Raw genomic sequence first — 17,721 nt, forward strand, 5'->3', positions numbered from 1 at the left:
GATCACAACGGCCACCGCCAGGGCCCGTCTCCGCAACCGCCGTAAGGACCCGTTGCCCCCATCACCAGGAACCGACCCACCGCACTGATCTTGAAGTGCCCGCCGAGTCAACCCTGGGACTGCAACTTGGCGTGCGGACGGCGGAGTCTCAATGGCCTGGCACCGCGCCAGCACGCCGGCGCCCTGGTTCGGAAGATCGCGTGATCGGATCCGGCCCGATCTGGCAAGACGCTGACCTGCGCGTCCCTGGGACGCGCCCGGCGTTCCCCGCTGTTCCCCATCGCTCGCTGTCCGATCAGGCACGCAGAAGGCACGTGTGACCCTCTCTCGTGGGCTTGCGCCGCCCTGTGCGCGCAGCGGTGAACCGCGATGGCGCACCGTGATCCTAGTGGTGGATCGCGCGGCGCTTTGGGACACACGTGACGTTACGATCGCGCGATGGAAGTCGCTCAGGCGGTGCAGGAAAATGGGCAGGTTCCGGGTTGGTTGCTGCTGGCGTTGTTCGCCGCCGGAACGTCCTGCCTCTGCTTGGGGCTGGCATTCGTGCGGGACTTCCGGGGCCTGTCGAGCCATATTGCGGCTGCCGCGCGCGACCAGGACGCGCAGCGCATCATCAACAAGATCATTGGATGGATCTTCATCATCGGTGGTGCCGTCTTCGTGTATGGCGCGACGACTGTCACGATTGAGTTGATCACAAGCTGACAGGTGGTGCCCTCAGCAGACCCGCCAACCCGCCGGCGCACCGTCTGGGGCCTGTCAGTTGGCCACGAGGTCGGTGGAACGGCTTTGGCAGGGAGCTGCTTTGGCGCGAGTGATCTGGGGAAGCGCTGGCAGGTGCGCTACCGGGACTTGTCCGGCAAGCAGCGCAAGGAGAACCTCGAGAAGAAGGCTGCCGCGGACTCCCGTGCCGCCTAGGCGGCGACTGAGCTCGACGACGGCACCTTCGTGAACCGGGAGTTGGGCAAGCAGAAATTCAGAACCATCGCTGAACGCTGGCAGGAGACGGTCGTACACCGCGAGCGGACGGAGACGAACGTTGAGCGGTCGGCGTTCATCGCGCCGTCGACCTTTGCGACGCCCTGGAACGTCTGCACCAGCAGACCTGAAGATGGCTCACAATGAAGCCGTCAGAGGTCTTCTATCCGGAGACCAACCGCTTCATCCGGAGGCGGTGAAGGCACTCATCGTGACGGCGTCTCCCTGGTACCGCGCCCTGTTTAAAGGTTGTCCCGTAAGTGACTTTCGGGGTCCTGGATCCTGGCCGGCCTTGTGCTGAAAACTGCGTGACATCGTCCGTCATGCGCGTGGATCATGGGCGGATGGCGCGACTCCGTGACATCGTCTTCGACTGCGCTCATCCCGCTGCCACGGCCCGCTTCTGGGCCGCGGCTCTCGACGGTTACGCCGTCGCACCCTACGACGATGCGGAACTGGCACGTCTGCGCTCTCTGGGGATCACCAGCACCGAAGACGACGTTCTGCCTGTCCCTGACAGACTGATTACCACCAGCGGCTGCCCAGCCCCGGAATGATCTGTACTGATCGTGGACGGCACCCTGGTCCCCACCCGCGACCACACCATCGCCGAGCAGTCGAAGAACTACCGCTACTCGACCGATCACCAAGTCCCCATCGACGCCGACACCCGGCTGATCGTCACCGTCGGCCAGCCTGTCCCGGGCAACCGAAACGACTGCAAGGCATGGGAGATGTCCGGCGCGAAAGATGCCGTCGGCCGCACGACGGTGATCGCCGACGGCGGTTACCGGGGTACCGGCCTGGTCGTTCCGCATCGCCGCGAACGTGGCCAGGCCGAACTCCCTGCCTGGAAGGAGGAACACAACACCTCTCACCGCAAGGTCCGTGCCCGGGTCGAGCACGCCTTCGCCCGCATGAAGGGCTGGATGATTCTCCGCGACTGCCGCTTGAAAGGCGCCGGTGTCCACCACGCCATGCTCGGCATCGCCCGCCTGCACTGCTCGTTTGCTGTACATCAGCGGGACTGGCGGAGCGATCCGGCGTGGCAGTTGGGCGAAAGTGTGGGCCCGGAACGTCAAGCGGCCGAACGTCCACCTGAAGAAGTCGGGCAGCAAGGTCCGGTGCCCGAGGACACGACGCTTCACGATCTGCGGCACTTCTACGCCTCAGTCCTGATCAAGAATGGGGCGACCCCGAAGCAGGTGCAGATGAGGCTTGGTCACGCCAAGCCATCGACCCTCCAGGTATGAGAGACGGCTGACTTCCCAGCTCAGGAAGTCAGCCGTACACACTGTGCGGGGGATGCCGCCTCTCCGTGCACTTGGGTGTGTCGGCGTCGGCTGCCGTCGGTACGGTCCGAAGCCGAAGACCTCGTCGTGCCCTGCGGGTGCGGCCGGCGTACGTCGACGTAGTAGCCGCCTGCGGTGGTGGCGGCGACGTCGGTCGGTCAGCTCCATCAGGCCACGGGAGCCGTGGAACCCGGCACCCACCCGGCGCGAACAGCCGGGGCACCGGCCTGCCCATGGCCGGACGGGCAAACAGAAACGGCCTGCCGGACAAACCGACGGGCCGTCATGTCAATTTGAGCTGATCACTTTATCGCCTGGCCTCCAGAGGCGCCATCGGCGCTGAGCCACATATCGCAGACATGCCAGCGTCTGGCCTAAAACCGCAGGTCGAGCCGTTATTTCAGGCAGTTCGCACGGAAAGCGTGATGAGGCTGGATGCAACTCAACGCTTGCATCCTCGAATCAATCGGACAGTTCCCTCGGCTATGCGAGGAGAGAGGACGTGACGCAAGATGTTCCCCAAGCGCAAGGTGACGCGCAACCGGCGCCCGGACGAGGACACTCCCTCGAGGCGTGCCCGCCTGAGTGCGAGGTCGGCGGCCCTGATCGTGCTCGGCAGCGGGATGGTAGGTCTCTCGGCGGCGCCTATGGCGCACGCCGCAGGTCATGATTCGCTCAAGACCTTCCGCTCAAGCAGTACCTTCACCGCCCCCGAGCATGGTGCGCACGACACCGACGACGACGCTGCTGCCGACGACCGGGCGGGCTTCAAGGACGACACCGACGACGACGCTGCTGTCGACGACCGGGCGGGCTTCAAGGACGACACCGACGACGACGCTGCTGCCGACGACCGGGCGGGCTTCAAGGACGACACCGACGACGACGCTGCTGCCGACGACCGGGCGGAGTTCAAGGATGGCGCCGACGACCGGATGGACTTCGTCGACGATGACGGGCTGCGGATTACCGTCATCGTCAACAACAATAACAACAATGCCGCCGGAAACAACAACAACAACAATAATAATGTGGGCGGTCGCACGAACACCAACAACAACAACAACGGCTGATTTCAGGGTCTGGGTGGATGGAAAAAGTCATACGCCCAGACCCTGAATGCTCTTCAGCAACACGACATGCGCGGCTGCTTCGCGCGAACCTTAATGCCGGCCGAGTGGCCATCGCGTTCCCAGCACGTTCTTTCGCGTGGGCGGCGATCGGCCCGCCGGCCAGCACGATGCTTCACGATCTGCGGCAAACGACGCCTAAGCAGGTGTGACAGGGGCTTGGGCACGCTGAGCCAGGCGACTCTGAGCGATGTGCCGTGAGCGTGCCCTTCGGGGACCGGGGAATCTCGAATTCCCAGCTCAGGGCGCTGGTCATACACCTTGTGCGGGGGTGCCGCCTCTCCGGCGTGACGGTCGCCCCACCGGCGGCCCGCCGCCAAGCCGTCCCGTGTGCCGTCGCAACCGATGGCCGCTCGGCTCCAACGGCACCTAGCGGAGACGGCCCGCTGTGCCGAGGGGCGCCGAGAGGGATCCGGGAGAACAACTCCCACTCGTACGCCTGGTTGCCGCCGTGGATCACGATGATTTCGGCGCGGGAGACGCGGCCGTGCGCCGATGCTGCGCCCGAGCCGCTGAGGGCCTGACTGATCGGTTCGGCCGGGCCGTCGTTCGCGCCTCTTGAACACACCGAAGTGATCCGCGTGGTTTCCCTTTCGCGAGGTCAGGCTATGTGAAGGCCCAGCCGCTCCACCGTCTGACCCGAACGGCGACCGCGGGACCCTGAGGAGGGAACTCCTTGTACTGGTCGTACTTGCCGCACAGCAGTTCCACTGCGTGAAGTCGCTCCTGTCCCTCCTCCAGGACTTCCGCCTGACCGTCGGCGCGCACCCACCACAGTCTTGACCATTCGTCGTCGTAGTGGTCCACCAGCACCGTCACCGCCGGGTTCTCCCGGATGTTGCGCAACCGCCGCAGATTCCATGTGCTTTTGGGCTTGTGGTCGACTGCGAAGTACACGACGTCGTCGTGCACGACGAACGTCACGGGCACCGCGTGAGGCACTCCCTCGGCGTCGGCGGTCGCCAGCCGGGCGACGGGCGCCGCAGAAAACCTTTCCCGGGCGGCGAGCGGTGAGAGCTTCATCGTCCCACGGTAGTGAGGCCCTGGGCATGCCGAGGAAGACAGGCGGTTTTTGGTCGGTGTCTGGTTGCGGATCACCTGATGTGATGGTGATTGAGGAGGCAGATCGTTTCTTTGCGCTTTCATGGCGTTACATTCCGTGATCTCGCGGTGGCTGTCGGAGCCGCCGGTGATGACGGAGGTACCGAGATGAAGAAGGCGTTGGCGGGCTTGGCGGCGGCCGGTCTGATCCTTACGGCTGCGGGGACGGCGGCCGCGGCTTGGGGCTCACCGATCCCGACGCTCAAGTCGGAGGGTGTCAGGTTGACGGAGGGGCAGTACAGGTTCAACCCGGCCGGAACCAACCACGGAGCTTTCGAGTGGCAGGGGCGGCTCTCCGACTTTGACTCGGCCGATGGGCACAACGTCTATCTCCAGGTCCGCGTCGAGGGTCACGACTGGGTTCGGTACTACGGGATGCAGAAGCAATCAGTGTGGATGCACCACTCCAACTGGGACGGCGCTCAGCGCTACACCGAGAACGCGTACATGCGTGCGTGTCGTGACCGTGGAAGCCTCCGTCCGGACAACTGCTCTCCCGGGCAGCACTTCGCCAACCACTAGGAATTACCGACATCCAGAGCCCGGATCCCTGCATCCGGGCTCGCACTCTCCCTAGGGGAAGCCATCAACACGTCAGAAGTCCTGTCCGCCGCGGGCGTCGACCTCTTCTACGGTGATACACCGGCGGTCCGAAAGGCGGAGATTTCCTTGCGCCGCGGAGAGGTCGCGGTGATCACCGGGCAGAGCGGCTCGGGCAAGTCGTCGTTGCTGTACTGCCTGGCCGGAGTGCTGCCCGTCGCCCGCGGCGAGGTCCGCTTCGAGGGGCAGATCCTCGCTGAACTGAGCGACGAGGAACTCAGCGCCCTCCGCCGCGAGCGGTTCGGGTTCGTCTTCCAGTACGGCGAACTGCTTCCGGAGCTGACCATCGAGGAGAACGCAGCCCTGCCTCTTCGCCTGGCCGGACAACGCAAGGCCTCCGCGCTCGCCGCCGCGGGCGAGGTACTCGGTCGGCTCGGCCTCGCGGATCTGCGGCGGCGCCGGCCCTCGCAGGTATCCGGAGGACAGAACCAACGCGTAGCCGTCGCCCGGGCGTTGGTCCACCGGCCGGCCGTCGTGTTCGCAGACGAGCCCACCGGCTCCCTCGACAGCGCCAACGCCACGGCCGTACTGGAGGAGTTCCTGAGCCTCGCGCGCACTCAGGGGACAGCCGTGGTGCTCGTCACGCACGACGAGCAGGTGGCAGCCGGCGCGGACAGCCACTACACGATGCGCGACGGAGTTCTCGCCGCCCGAGCCCGGGAGGCGACGTGAGAGAGCTGCTCCTAGGGCTGCGCCTGCTCCTGGGCAGCGGGCGAGGGAACCGGGTGAGGTTTCTCCTCATGACCCTGGGCAGCGCGATCGGCGTGAGCTGCCTCGCCGTAGTCCTGACCATCCCGGGGATCCTGGCAGCCCAGGACGCTCGCATGGCAGCGCGACAGCCGACCTGCGCCAGGGACTCGCAGGGGCACTGCACCGGCATCAAGGGGGCCCCACGGGAGCTGACCAGGACGGACCCGCTCGGCTCCCGGCCCATGACCCGCGTTTTCATCGCACCCGGTACCAAACACATCGAGCCGCCACCGGGGCTGGGGGAACTCCCGTCCCCAGGTGAGATCGTCCTGTCGCCGCGGTTGCGCGAGGTGCTCCACGCGGAGCCAGGTCTGGCCAAACTCCTCCCAGGGCGGGAGCGACGACTCATCGGAGCCCATGGCCTCGCACACCCCGACGAGCTGTACGCGTACATCGGCGTCTCCCCGCACAATCTCAAGGAAGCCGATGTTGTAACGCTCTTCGGCACGCCCTACCCGCCCAGCCCCACAGTGGAGAACTCGACGCTCGACATTGTGCGGTTCACCCTCGCCGGTGTGGTATTGCTGCCACTCGCGGTCTTCCTCTCCGTGTGCGCCAGGCTTTCTGCGGCCGTCCGCGTACGGCGGTTGGCTGCCCTACGACTTCTCGGCCTGAGTACGAAAGCCGTTCAACGGGTGAATGCGGCCGAGACGGTGGCTGCTGCAGTGCTCGGTACCGTACTCGGCATCGGAATCTACGAGTTGGCCAACCAACTTGTCAGTCGGGCAGGCCTTCCCGGCTTCAAGTGGTATCCGAGTGACGGTGCCCTCAGCTTCTCGACGATTCTCGTCTGTCTGGTCGGCTGCCCTACCCTCGCATGGTTTGCGGGCCGGACAAGTGCTCGAAAGGCAGCGTCGAACCCGCTGGCAGTACGGCGCAGGGCCGTTCAGAAACCGCCTGCTAAATGGGGGATGCTCTCTCTCGTCCCCGGGCTCGGTATTGTCGCAGGGTACTGCGTGGCGGGTGCGACGGGCCATGCGCCGCGGGACACTCGAGTCTCCGCCGTCCTCATGCCACTCGCCGTTGTACTGGTCGGTGTCGGTCTCGTACTGACGCTTCCGCTCCTCTCACGAGCCCTCGCCCGCAGGGTGGGGCGCTGGAGCGGCTCGCTGTTCTTGGGTCTCGCCATGCGTCGCAACGAGGCGGAACCGGGCGGGGCCCTCCGCGTGGCGACGGGCCTGGTCCTGTTGGTGTATGCCGCCTCGCTCGTCCAAGGCGTGTTGATCGAACTCGACCAGGTGTCCAAGAGCGAATCACCCGTGCAGATCTACAGCATCGGGCTCGACGGTGTGACGGCCAAGCAACAGCACGCTCTGGAGAGCATTACAGGCATCCGGGGACACGCCGTCCAAATGAGTTCATGGATCGATCCCCACACCGACGTATTCGAGCCCACCATCCACGCGGTGGTCGCTACCTGCGGTCAGTTGCACAAGTTGGTTCCGAGTGCCGACGGATGCGTGGGCGGCCGTCCCGTTCGGCTCCTGGACCAGGCCCAAGGAGCCAGCTGGGACGGTAATCCGGGAGATGCCTTTGCTTTCCACCTGCGGAAGGCGGGTCATGGCCGCTTCATGCACCTCAGGGTTCCGAAAGAGACCCTTCGGTACCGCGACTGGGACGGCATTTCGGCGCTTGATGCCGGCGTTCTGCTTCCGCCGTCGTTTCTCCCTACGGGCTATCGGCCCGAGGATGCGTCTCTCGTCCTGCTCAGCAGTTCTGACCCGGGAACGGTGCGAGCCGTACTGGACGGGATCGGCGGCGTCGACCCCACGATCGCGGTCGACCCCTACGGCATCAACGTAACTGCCCTCCAACAGATCGCTGTCGTCAAAACCCTGCTTGCCATCGGCATGGTGCTCGGCCTGATCATCGGTGTGGCCGCCTACCTGGTGGCGGCCACGGACCGGGCCATGGAACGGAAGCCGCAGGTAACGGCGCTGGCCTTGCTCGGTGCGCGGCCCCGCACCCTGCGGGCCGTGCAGGTTGCGCAGGTCGTGTTGCCGTTGACCTTCGGGCTGGTGTTGGCGGTCGTCACCGGGAAGGCCGCCGAGTCGAGTTACCTCGTCACGGGAGGTGGTGCGATCTTCTGGGACGGGAAGGGCGTGCCGTTGCTGCTCGCGTCTGCGCTCGGGGCGGTTGTCGTCGCCGTGCTCGGCTCGTTGCCGCTGATCGGGCGGAGGATCGATCCGGAGTTGATCCGACGGGACTGAGAGGCGCGGGAGTCGTTCGGGGCGGTACCCGGTATGGGTGCCGCCCCTTCGGCTTTTCTGCCCCTCTGGGAATGCGCCCCGGGACCTCCCCCTCAGAACGCGCCCTGCGTGTTCACCGGCCCGACCTGGAACACCGCCGAGCAGATCGTCCAGGGGGCCGGGACCAGGGTCGCGGTGTGGGAGGCCGGGGGGTAGACGCGCAGGTAGGTGCCGGTGCGGAGGCAGGGGCCGCCGATCGGGCCGTTGGTGGTGCGGGCGATCGCCGACGCCGAGTGGGCGGGGGCGAGCGTGACCGTGCCGTACGACCGGCCGCTGCGGGTGGCGGCCGGGCCTGTCTGGTGGTGCGCGGTGTCAAGGGCGCTGACGCCCGGGTAGCCGCGCAGGGCGCAGCTCGTCGTGCTGGTGTTGGTGAACCGGATCGGCCAGTACAGCGACCCCGCCGCGCCTTCCTTGCGGCCCATGGAGAGGTACAGGTCGCTCACGGTGCAGGTCCGGACGGTGGACGAGGTCCGTGCCGCCGCCGGGGTCGCGCTCCACGCGGCTCCCGCGGCCGTGAGGCCCAGGAGAGCGGCGGTCAGTACGGCCGCCGGGCCGCGCCCGGAGAGTCTCCGGAGGGATTTCAGGGTATTCAGAGGATACGGAAACATGACACATCCGCCTCCATCGGGCGAACGGGTGGATGAACGTCACTGTGTTCGATGCATCCCGGGCCGGAAAAGTTGTGCCCACCTGCCCACCCCCTTGCGGGTCCCCTGACACGCGGCCGCAGCACACCTTTCGTCATCGACTCGCATGGTTGATCGTTGGGCCGTGCATCAATGACGAAGAGGATCGACGAAGACGATCGACGTCAGGGGGCACCGACGATGACGATGAGCCGTAGGGGACTGCTGGTCGCGGGAGCCGGGACGGTGGCAGGGGGCGGGTTACTCGCCGGTTGTGGGTCCAACACCGGGCGGGAGAGTGGAAGTTCGGCCGAGTTGTCGCAGTGGTACCACCAGTACGGTGAGGCCGGTACCGAGCAGGCCGTCGAGCGGTACGCCGGCGCCTACCGCAAGGCGCGCGTCAGGGTGCAGTGGCGGCCGGGGAACTACGACCAGCAGACCGCCGCCGCCCTGCTGACCGACTCCGGACCGGACGTCTTCGAGGTCAACGGGCCGACGCTGGACCAGATTCAGGGTGGGCAGGTCGTCGACCTCAGTGATCTGCTCAAGGGCGTCCAGGACGACGTCAATCCGGCCGTGCTCGCGCCCAAGACGTACGACGGCCGGGTCTGGGGCGTTCCGCAGGTCATCGACATGCAGATGCTCTACTACCGCAAGAGCCTGCTGCGGGACGCCGGGGTCGAGCCGCCGGACACGCTGGACGCCCTCGTGGACGCGGCCCGCAGGCTCACCAGCAGCAAGGTCAAGGGGCTGTTCCTGGGGAACGACGGGGGAGCCGGTGTGCTCGGCGGTACGCCCCTGTACGCCGCCGGGCTGGAGCTCGTCACCGAGGACGGCAAGGTCGGCTTCGACGATCCCGCCGCCGCCCGCACCCTCGGCAAGCTGCACCGGCTGTACGCCGACAAGTCCCTCCTCCTCGGCGCGCCCGCCGACTGGTCCGACCCGTCCGCCTTCACCCAGGGGCTGACCGCGATGCAGTGGTCCGGGCTGTGGGCGCTGCCGCAGATCAAGAAGGAGCTGGGGGACGACTTCGGGGTGCTGCCGTTTCCCAGGGACGGCGGCCAGGGGAAGCCTGCCGTACCCGTCGGGGCGTACGGTGCCGCCGTCAGCGCGCGGAGCAGGCACAAGGAGGCCGCGAAGGAGTACGTGCGCTGGCTCTGGGTCCAGCGGACCGACTATCAGGAGGACTTCGCGCTGTCGTACGGCTTTCACATCCCGGCCCGGATCTCCCTCGCCAGGAAGGCCACCGCGCTGCGGTCGGGGGCCGCTGCCGACGCCGTGCGTTTCACCACCGACCACGGCTACGCCCAGCCGCTGCTGTGGACGCCGGCCGCCCAGACCGCCTATCAGGACGCGCTGAGTCGGATCATCAGGAGCGGGGCCAGCCCCGAGGGTGAACTGCGGTCCGTCGTACGGAAGGTGGCCGCCGAACTCGACCGCGTGAAGAACGCGAAGAGTGCGAACAGTGCGAAGAAGGTGAAGAAGGCGTCGTGAGGCGGCGCAGGGCGCTCTGGTTCTGGGTGTTCGTCGGGCCGTTCGCGCTCGGGCTCGGGGTGTTCACCTACGTTCCGCTGCTGTGGAGCGTGGGCCTCAGCCTCTTCGACGCGCACAACACCGTCACGCCCACGCACTTCGTCGGCCTGGACAACTACACGGCGATGCTGAAGGACGACGCGTTCGTCGACAGCCTGCGGACCTTTCTTCTCTTCACCGCCTTCATCGTGCCGGTCACGTACCTCCTTTCCCTCTCGCTCGCCCTGATGGTCAACCGGCTGAAACACGCTCGCGCCTTCTTCCGGTCGGTCTTCTTCCTCCCGGCCGCGTGCAGTTACGTCGTCGCCGCGCTGGTGTGGAAGATGTCGATCTTCAATGGGGTGCGGTTCGGACTGGCCAACACCGTTCTCGGGTGGTTCGGCCAGGATCCCGTCGCCTGGCTGGCCGGCGCCGATCCGCCGTGGTACTGGCTGGTCATCGTGACCGTACGGCTGTGGCTGCAGGCCGGTTTCTACATGATTCTCCTCCTGGCGGGGCTGCAGCGGATCGACCCGGTGCTGTACGAGGCGGCCGCCGTGGACGGGGCCCGGCCGGGCTGGACGGTGCTGCGGCACATCACCCTGCCCCAGCTGCGGGCCACCTCGGTCGCGGTGGTGCTGCTGCTCGTCATCAACGCCTTCCAGGCCTTCGACGAGTTCTACAACCTGCTGTCGGACGCGCGGGGCTATCCGCCGTACGCCCGCCCGCCGCTGGTCTACCTCTACTACACCGCCCTCGGGCAGGGGCAGAACCTCGGGCTCGGCAGCGCGGGCGCGGTGATCCTCGCGCTGATCATCGCCATCGTCACGGTGGGGCAGGCGCGCTGGCTGAAGCTGGGAAGGACGGACGCCGATGGATGACGCCCTGGTACGGGCGGGGCGGGCGCTCAGGCTGGCACTGGTCGTCGTGCTCGCGCTGGTCTTTCTGATCCCGTTCTATCTGCTCGTGCGCAACGGGCTGTCGAGCGAACGGGACATCACTTCGCCCGAATGGACCTTCTTTCCCCGGGAGTTGAGATGGGGGAACGTCCGCGAGCTGTTCGACGACCCGTCCGTCCCGTTCGCGCGCTCGCTGCTCAACTCCGCGCTGATCGCCGTCGCGACCACACTGGGCACCCTGCTCCTGTCGTCGCTCGCGGGCTACGGCCTCGCCCGCATCCCGTACCGGCACGCGAACAAGGTCTTCTACGGCATCCTGGGCACCCTTCTGGTCCCGGCCGCCGTCACCTTCGTACCCAGCTTTGTCCTGGTGTCGTCGCTGGGCTGGATCTCCACGCTGCGGGGACTGATCGTCCCCACCCTGTTCTCGGCCTTCGCCTGTTTCGTCTTCCGCCAGTACTTCCTCGGCTTTCCACGGGAGCTGGAGGACGCGGCGCAGGTCGACGGGCTCGGGTACTGGCGGACGTACTGGCTCGTCGTCGTCCCGAACGCGCGCCCGGTGTTCGCCGCCGTCGGGACGATCGTGTTCCTCGGCGCCTGGAACTCCTTCCTGTGGCCGCTGGTCATCGGGCAGGACCAGAGCGCCTGGACGGTGCAGGTGGCCCTGTCGTCCTTCACCACCTCCCAGGTCATCCGGCTGCACGAGCTGTTCGTCGCGGCCGTCGTGTCGATCCTGCCGCTGCTGCTGGTGTTCCTGTGCTTCCAGCGGTGGATCGTGGCGGGAGTGGAGCGGTCGGGGATCGACTGACCCCCGACACCGGTTACGGCGGCTACAGCGTGGCGCCGCCGTCCACCACCAGGTCCGTGCCGACGACCGAGGCCGCGTCGTCCGAGGCCAGGTAGAGGACGGCGGCGGCGACCTCCTGGGTGGCGACGATCCGGCCGAGCGGGAGGGTGGCACGCGCACGCTCGGCCCGGTCGGACTCGGTCTCGCCCGGGCGCAGGGACATGGGGGTCTCGGTGGCGCCGGGGCTGACCACGTTGATCCGGACGCCGTCCCGGATGTGGTCCAGGGCGGCGCCCCGGCTGAGCGCGGTCACCGCGGCCTTGGTCGCGGAGTAGGCGGCGGCCCCGGGGGAGGCGGTGTGCGGGCCGAAGGTGGAGGAGATGTTCACGATCGCGCCGCCCGCCGGCTGGGTGCGCATCCGGCGGATCTGCGCCTGGAGGGCCAGGAAGACACCGGTGACGTTGGTCGCGAGCTGGGTGTGCCAGTCCTCCTCCGGGAGGTCCACGAGGGGCTGCCCGCCGCGGAAGACGCCCGCGTTGTTGACCGCCACGTCGAGCGAGCCGATGGGGGTCCCCCCGCCCGAGCGAAGCCGAGGGTGGGGGAGGTCGGCGGCCGCCCGGACCAGCGTCTCGGCGTCGGACGCACGGGAGACGTCGGCACTCACCGCGAGGGCCTTGCCGCCCTGTTCCTCGATCAGCCGGACGGTCTCCGCCAAGGGCTCGGGCCGCCGGCCGGCGACGACCACCTGGGCCCCTTCGGCGGCGAAGGCGACGGCGACGGCCCGGCCGATACCGGATCCGGCGCCGGTGACGAGGGCCGTCCGGCCGGTGAAGCGAGCCATGAGGATCTCCTTTATATTGAACGATCGTTTCAGTATGAGAGCGCGAAAAACGCCCTCCGGACGGAGGGCGTTCGTCAGTCGAGCAGCGCCAGCGCCTGCTCCGCCGCGTCCCGGACGCGGGCCGGGTCCGCCGACGCCTTGCCGACGACCCGCAGGCCCTGCATCAGCACCAGCAGCGTGCGCGCCAGGGCGAGCGGATCGCGGCCCGCCGGCAGCTCGCCCTGGTTCTGGGCGCGGACCAGTGCGGAGTGCAGCAGTGTCTCCAGGTGGTCCCAGTTGCGTTCCACACGCCGGGCGGCCGCCGGGTCGTGCGGGGCCAGCTCGGCGGCCGTGTTGGTGACCAGGCAGCCGCTGAGCCGCAGCCGCTCGTCGGCCGCCTCCGCCGCGTACCGCCGTACGACCGCTCGCACGGCCGGCAGGGCGGGGCCCGGCTGGGACAGCTCGCGCACGATCCGGGAGAGCCCCGACTCCTCGTAGCGCTCCAGCGCCTTCAGATACAGCGCGTGCTTGTTCCCGAAGGTCGCGTACAGGCTCGCCCTGCCGATGCCGAGGTGCTCGACCAGATCGGCCATCGACGTGGCCTCGTAGCCCCGCCGCCAGAACAGCTCCAGGGCCGACTGCAGCGCGGCTTCGGGGTCGAATTCCTTGGTTCTGGCCACGTACGGCAGCCTAGGCTTATCTGGAACGACCGGTCAAGCAAGCCGGGATCGGGAGCTATGCCGCCCGCACCTCGTACGCCGCCACCCGTACCTCCCCGTCGTCCAGGCACTCCCCGCTGACCAGGTCGAAGCGCTGCTTCAGCAGGGGCGAGGCGACGAACGGGCGGCCGACATGGGTGCCGGTCAGGCCGCGGGAGAGGACGGCCGCGCCGGTGAAGGGATCGCGGTTGTCGACGGCGTAGAGGCGGTCGGCGCGGTCCCGGAAGAGGGCCACCTGGCGCCCGTCCGGCAGCAGGGCGGCCACCCCGCGGCCCGGGGTGAGCACGCTCAGGTCGCAGGCCGTGAACCAGTCGTCGTCGGCGAGCCGGAGCTGGACCTTCAGGTCGGTGGTCTCGACAGCCAGGGTCATCGGGCGCTTCCTTCCAGGACGTCGTCGGCGGGCCGCAGGCCAATGTTCAGCAGCGGCAGGTCGGGCTTGATCTGGTCGCGCTCGGGGACGAAGGCGACGACCGGGTCCGGGGTGTCCGGGGCGTTGACGAAGGACACGAACCGGGCGAGCTTCTCGGGGTCGTTGACGGTCTCCGCCCACTCGTCGCGGTAGTGCGCGACATGTGCCCGCATCAGCTGCTCCAGCTCGTCGCAGATGCCGAGTGAATCGTGCACCACCACGTCGCGTACGTGGTCCAGGCCTCCCGGGATCCGCTCCAGCCAGGTCGAGGTGCGCTCCAGGCGGTCAGCGGTGCGGATGTAGAACATCAGGAACCGGTCGATGAGGCGGACGAGTTCGGCGTCGGACAGGTCCTGGGCCAGCAGGTCCGCGTGGCGCGGGGTGGCGCCGCCGTTGCCGCCGACGTACAGGTTCCAGCCGTTGGCCGTGGCGATCACCCCGAAGTCCTTCGACTGGGCCTCGGCGCACTCGCGCTGGCAGCCGGAGACCGCCGACTTCAGCTTGTGCGGGGAGCGCAGGCCCCGGTAGCGCAGCTCCAGGTCGATCGCCATCCTGACCGAGTCCTGGACGCCGTAGCGGCACCAGGTGGAGCCCACGCAGGACTTCACCGTGCGCAGCGCCTTGCCGTACGCGTGGCCCGACTCGAAGCCGGCATCCACCAAACGGGCCCAGATCAACGGCAGTTGCTCCACCCGGGCGCCGAACATGTCGATCCGCTGACCGCCGGTGATCTTCGTGTAGAGGCCGAAGTCGCGGGCGATCTCGCCGATCACGATCAGCTTCTCGGGCGCGATCTCACCGCCGGGGATGCGCGGCACGACCGAGTACGAACCGTTCTTCTGCAGGTTGGCCAGGAAGTGGTCGTTGGTGTCCTGCAGGGCCGCCTGCTCGCCGTCCAGGACATAGCCGCTCGCGCCGATCGTCGGGGCGAGCGAGGCGATGACCGAGCCGACGGCCGGCTTGCAGACCTCGCAGCCCTCCCCGCCCCGGGCGCCCTCACGGCCGTACCGGTCCAGCAGCTCCTGGTACGACGTGATGCGCAGGGCGCGGACGATCTCGTACAGCTCCTCGCGGGTCTGGGAGAAGCAGCCGCACAGGCCCTTGTCGACCTCGACGCCGGACGCCTCCAGCTCGGCGTTGACGAGCTGGCCGAGCACCTTGACGCAGGAGCCGCAGCCCGTGCCCGCCTTGGTGCACTTCTTCACCTCGGGCACGGTGGTGCACTTGTGCTCCGTCACCGCGCCCCGGATGGTGCCCTTGCTGACGTTGTGGCACGAGCAGATGATCGCCTCGTCCGGCAGGGCGGACGGGCCGAGCTGGGCCCCCGAGTCGGCTCCGGCGGGCAGGACGAGCGACTCGGGGGAGATGGGCGGCACCGAACCGGTCAGCGCGCGCAGGGTGCCGTACGCGTCGGCGTCGCCCACGAGGATGCCGCCGAGCAGCGTGCCGTCCGGGCCGATGACCAGCTTCTTGTACAGGCCGGCGCGGGAGTCGGAGTAGACGACGTCCAGGCAGTCCTCCGTGCGGCCGTGCGCGTCGCCGAAGGACGCCACGTCCACGCCGAGCAGCTTCAGCTTGGTGGAGAGGTCGGCGCCGGTGAACGCCGCCTCGTCCTCGGCGATGGTGGCCGCGGCCGTCTCCGCCTGCTCGTAGCCGGGGGCCACCAGGCCGTACACCCGGCCGTCCGCCGCCAGCGCGCACTCGCCGATCGCGAAGACGTGCGGGTCGGTCACCGTACGGCACTGCTCGTCGACCGTGATGCCGCCGCGCTCGCCGACCGTCAGGCCGCAGTCCCGGGCCAGCTGGTCGCGGGGGCGCACGCCGGCACTGAACACCACCATGTCGGCGGCGAGTTCGGAGCCGTCGGACAGCTTCATGCCGGTGACGGAACCGGAGTCGCCCGTGAGGATCTCCTGCGTGCCCACACCCGTGTGCACGCTCAGGCCCATGCCCTCGATGGTCCGCAGCAGCGCCGCACCACCGCCCTCGTCGACCTGCACCGGCATCAGCCGCGGCGCGAACTCCACGACGTGCGTGGTCAGCCCGAGCCCCTTCAGCGCACCGGCCGCCTCCAGCCCGAGCAGACCGCCACCGACCACGGCGCCGGTCGTCGCCCGCGTCGTCGCGTACTCCTCGATGGCGAGCAGGTCCTCGATCGTGCGGTAGACGAAACAGCCCTCGGCGTCCTTGCCCGGCACCGGCGGAACGAACGGGTACGAGCCGGTGGCCAGCACGAGGGTGTCGTACGCGAAGACCAGACCGGACCTGGCCGTGACCGTCCGAGCCTCGCGGTCGATCGTCTCGGCCGGGTCGCCGACGTACAGCTCGATGCCGTGGTCCTTGATGAACTCCATGTCCGTCATGGAGAGGTCCTCGGCGGTCCTGCCCGAGAAGTACGAGGTGAGGGCGACGCGGTCGTACGCGGGACGCGGCTCCTCGCACAGCACGACCACGCGGTGCGTGGCGGTCAGGCCGCGCTCGGCGAGCGCTTCGAGGAAGCGCTGGCCGACCATGCCGTGGCCGACGAGCACGATCGTGGGGGTGACCCCCAGGGCGCTGGTCATCAGGAGCCTCCATCATTGGTGAGCAGGTGGAGCAGGGGGCCGCCGTCGGAGGGCAGCGGCTCTGCTCCCTCCCAGGCGCGGGCGAGCGCGCCGACGGTCCCGAGTTCGCCGACGAGCACCCCGCCGACCAGGCGGTCGTCGCGGACGACGACCTTGCGGTAGGTGCCGCGGGTGGCGTCGGCGAGCCGTACGACGTCGTCGCCGGGGCGCGCCTCGGTCTCGCCGAACGCGGCCAGGTCGAAGGGGGAGCCCGGGCCGGTGAGGGTCAGCCGGGTCAGGGAACGGGTACCGGAATAGCGTGCGTCCGGGTCCACGGCGAGCAACTCGGCCAGGGCGTCGGCTTGTTCGAGTGCCGGGGCCGCCAGGCCGTAGACCGTGCCATCGTGCTGGACGCAGTCGCCCACGGCGTGGATGTGCGGGTCGGAGGTGCGCAGCGCGTCGTCGACGAGGATGCCCTTGTGCACGGCGAGACCGGCCTGTTCGGCGAGTCCGGTGCGCGGGCGCACCCCGCAGGCGAGTACGACGAGGTCGGCGTCGAGCGCGTACCCGTCGGACATCTCCACGGATCGGACGGCCCCCGCGACACAGCGCACGTCCCGCACCCGGCACTCGGTGTGCACCTCGACGCCCAGGTCCGTCAGGTGCCGCAGCACCAGCCGGGAGGCGTCCGGGTCGAGCTGGCGCTCCATGAGCCGCTCGGCCTGCTGGGCGAGGACCACCTGGGCGCCGCGCACGGCGAGCGCGCGGGCGGCGGAGACACCGAGCAGCCCGCCGCCGATGACGACCGCGCGCACCCCCGGCCGGACGGCCTTGGCCAGCCCCAGGCAGTCGTCCAGCGTGCGGAACGCGTGGACGCCCTCGGGGAGTTGGTGGTCCGGGGTGAACAGGCCGCGCAGCGGGGGCAGCACCGGGTTGGAGCCGGTGGCGAGAACGAGCGTGTCGTATGCGATCGACGTGCCGTCGGCGCACTCGACGGTCCGGGCGCCCCGGTCGATACCGGTGACCCGGGCGCGCAGCAGCCCCTCGGGCGCCGGCAGGCCGATCACCTCGGGGGCGTACCGGCCGGCCAGCACCTCGGCGAGCAGCACCCGGTTGTACGGGGGGTGCTCCTCCTCGCCGACGAGCAGCGTGGGCGTGCCCAGCTCGCCGAGCCGCCGGGCGAGCCGTACGCCCGCGAGGCCGGCGCCGATCACCACCACACGCGTATTCGAGGTCATGCCCTTGAGCGTGCGGTCCGGACGTTACCCGGCCGCATCACCTCTGTTTCCCGTGAGGAACGCTGCCC

17 protein-coding genes and 2 pseudogenes are annotated in these 17,721 nt (G+C 68.6%); 12 read left to right on the forward strand and 7 right to left on the reverse strand.

The features are described from left to right. The first annotated feature begins 438 nt into the window (after positions 1-438). The 6 genes and pseudogenes from SRB17_RS03250 to SRB17_RS03270 all read left to right on the forward strand — a co-directional run bounded on the left by SRB17_RS03250 (position 439) and on the right by SRB17_RS03270 (position 3,343). Positions 439-705 carry a hypothetical protein gene (locus SRB17_RS03250; RefSeq protein ID WP_153534398.1) on the forward strand — a complete coding sequence of 89 codons (267 nt, stop codon included), beginning with the start codon at positions 439-441 and terminating at the stop codon, positions 703-705. Positions 706-948: 243 nt separating this feature from the next. After that, complete coding sequence (locus SRB17_RS45300) at positions 949-1,125, forward strand: hypothetical protein (protein ID WP_194293886.1); 177 nt, start codon at positions 949-951, stop codon at positions 1,123-1,125. A 197-nt stretch (positions 1,126-1,322) separates the two neighbouring features. Then, positions 1,323-1,493, forward strand: a pseudogene (locus SRB17_RS03255) (VOC family protein); the annotation flags it as partial. Positions 1,494-1,535: 42 nt separating this feature from the next. Beyond that, positions 1,536-1,979: pseudogene (locus SRB17_RS03260) on the forward strand (transposase); the annotation flags it as partial. After that, positions 1,956-2,231, forward strand: coding sequence for a tyrosine-type recombinase/integrase (locus SRB17_RS03265; protein ID WP_228395883.1), 276 nt, complete (start codon positions 1,956-1,958; stop codon positions 2,229-2,231). The pseudogene SRB17_RS03260 and the gene SRB17_RS03265, both read left to right, overlap by 24 nt. Before the next feature lie 551 nt (positions 2,232-2,782). Beyond that, complete coding sequence (locus SRB17_RS03270; protein ID WP_153534400.1) at positions 2,783-3,343, forward strand: hypothetical protein; 561 nt, start codon at positions 2,783-2,785, stop codon at positions 3,341-3,343. Positions 3,344-4,006: 663 nt separating this feature from the next. Here the strand turns inward: SRB17_RS03270 and SRB17_RS03275 are convergent. Further along, positions 4,007-4,423: a TIGR03668 family PPOX class F420-dependent oxidoreductase gene (locus SRB17_RS03275; protein ID WP_153534403.1), complete on the reverse strand. Its 417-nt coding sequence runs from the start codon at positions 4,421-4,423 to the stop codon at positions 4,007-4,009. Between the two features lie 186 nt (positions 4,424-4,609). Here SRB17_RS03275 and SRB17_RS03280 point away from each other — a divergent pair, with 186 nt between their 5' ends. The 3 genes from SRB17_RS03280 to SRB17_RS03290 all read left to right on the forward strand — a co-directional run bounded on the left by SRB17_RS03280 (position 4,610) and on the right by SRB17_RS03290 (position 8,061). Continuing rightward, on the forward strand, positions 4,610-5,023 hold the full coding sequence (locus SRB17_RS03280; RefSeq protein WP_153534405.1) for a hypothetical protein: 414 nt from the start codon (positions 4,610-4,612) through the stop codon (positions 5,021-5,023). A 63-nt stretch (positions 5,024-5,086) separates the two neighbouring features. Next, complete coding sequence (locus SRB17_RS03285) at positions 5,087-5,773, forward strand: ABC transporter ATP-binding protein (protein WP_323375110.1); 687 nt, start codon at positions 5,087-5,089, stop codon at positions 5,771-5,773. Next, on the forward strand, positions 5,770-8,061 hold the full coding sequence (locus SRB17_RS03290; RefSeq protein WP_323374901.1) for an FtsX-like permease family protein: 2,292 nt from the start codon (positions 5,770-5,772) through the stop codon (positions 8,059-8,061). Before SRB17_RS03285 ends, SRB17_RS03290 begins: the two co-directional genes overlap by 4 nt. 92 nt (positions 8,062-8,153) lie before the next feature. On the opposite strand, the gene SRB17_RS03295 is transcribed toward SRB17_RS03290, so the two are convergent. Beyond that, positions 8,154-8,543 (reverse strand): DUF4232 domain-containing protein, encoded by a 390-nt coding sequence (locus SRB17_RS03295; RefSeq protein WP_194293887.1) that lies wholly within the window; start codon positions 8,541-8,543, stop codon positions 8,154-8,156. Positions 8,544-8,927: 384 nt separating this feature from the next. Here SRB17_RS03295 and SRB17_RS03300 point away from each other — a divergent pair, with 384 nt between their 5' ends. Genes SRB17_RS03300 through SRB17_RS03310 form a run of 3 tightly spaced genes read left to right on the forward strand, consistent with a single transcriptional unit; the run spans position 8,928 to position 11,945 of the window. Further along, the gene (locus SRB17_RS03300; protein WP_153534414.1) at positions 8,928-10,220 is read left to right on the forward strand and encodes an ABC transporter substrate-binding protein; all 1,293 of its coding nucleotides are present in this window, start codon (positions 8,928-8,930) and stop codon (positions 10,218-10,220) included. Next, complete coding sequence (locus SRB17_RS03305; protein ID WP_323374902.1) at positions 10,217-11,119, forward strand: sugar ABC transporter permease; 903 nt, start codon at positions 10,217-10,219, stop codon at positions 11,117-11,119. The genes SRB17_RS03300 and SRB17_RS03305 overlap by 4 nt, the downstream gene beginning before the upstream one ends. Continuing rightward, positions 11,112-11,945, forward strand: coding sequence for a carbohydrate ABC transporter permease (locus SRB17_RS03310; protein ID WP_153534416.1), 834 nt, complete (start codon positions 11,112-11,114; stop codon positions 11,943-11,945). The genes SRB17_RS03305 and SRB17_RS03310 overlap by 8 nt, the downstream gene beginning before the upstream one ends. 22 nt (positions 11,946-11,967) lie before the next feature. On the opposite strand, the gene SRB17_RS03315 is transcribed toward SRB17_RS03310, so the two are convergent. The 5 genes from SRB17_RS03315 to SRB17_RS03335 all read right to left on the reverse strand — a co-directional run bounded on the left by SRB17_RS03315 (position 11,968) and on the right by SRB17_RS03335 (position 17,653). Next, positions 11,968-12,765 carry an SDR family NAD(P)-dependent oxidoreductase gene (locus tag SRB17_RS03315; protein WP_153534418.1) on the reverse strand — a complete coding sequence of 266 codons (798 nt, stop codon included), beginning with the start codon at positions 12,763-12,765 and terminating at the stop codon, positions 11,968-11,970. Between the two features lie 74 nt (positions 12,766-12,839). Further along, on the reverse strand, positions 12,840-13,424 hold the full coding sequence (locus SRB17_RS03320; RefSeq protein ID WP_323374903.1) for a helix-turn-helix domain-containing protein: 585 nt from the start codon (positions 13,422-13,424) through the stop codon (positions 12,840-12,842). A gap of 55 nt (positions 13,425-13,479) precedes the next feature. Beyond that, entirely contained in the window at positions 13,480-13,833 is a 354-nt protein-coding gene (gene nirD / locus SRB17_RS03325; RefSeq protein ID WP_153534422.1) for a nitrite reductase small subunit NirD, read from the reverse strand. Continuing rightward, positions 13,830-16,436 (reverse strand): nitrite reductase large subunit NirB, encoded by a 2,607-nt coding sequence (gene nirB / locus SRB17_RS03330; RefSeq protein WP_153534424.1) that lies wholly within the window; start codon positions 16,434-16,436, stop codon positions 13,830-13,832. Before nirB ends, nirD begins: the two co-directional genes overlap by 4 nt. Beyond that, entirely contained in the window at positions 16,436-17,653 is a 1,218-nt protein-coding gene (locus tag SRB17_RS03335; RefSeq protein ID WP_153534426.1) for an NAD(P)/FAD-dependent oxidoreductase, read from the reverse strand. The genes nirB and SRB17_RS03335 overlap by 1 nt, the downstream gene beginning before the upstream one ends. Between the last annotated feature and the right edge of the window lie 68 nt (positions 17,654-17,721).

The organism is Streptomyces sp. RB17, from assembly GCF_009604455.1.
Taxonomy (GTDB): Bacteria; Actinomycetota; Actinomycetes; order Streptomycetales; family Streptomycetaceae; genus Streptomyces.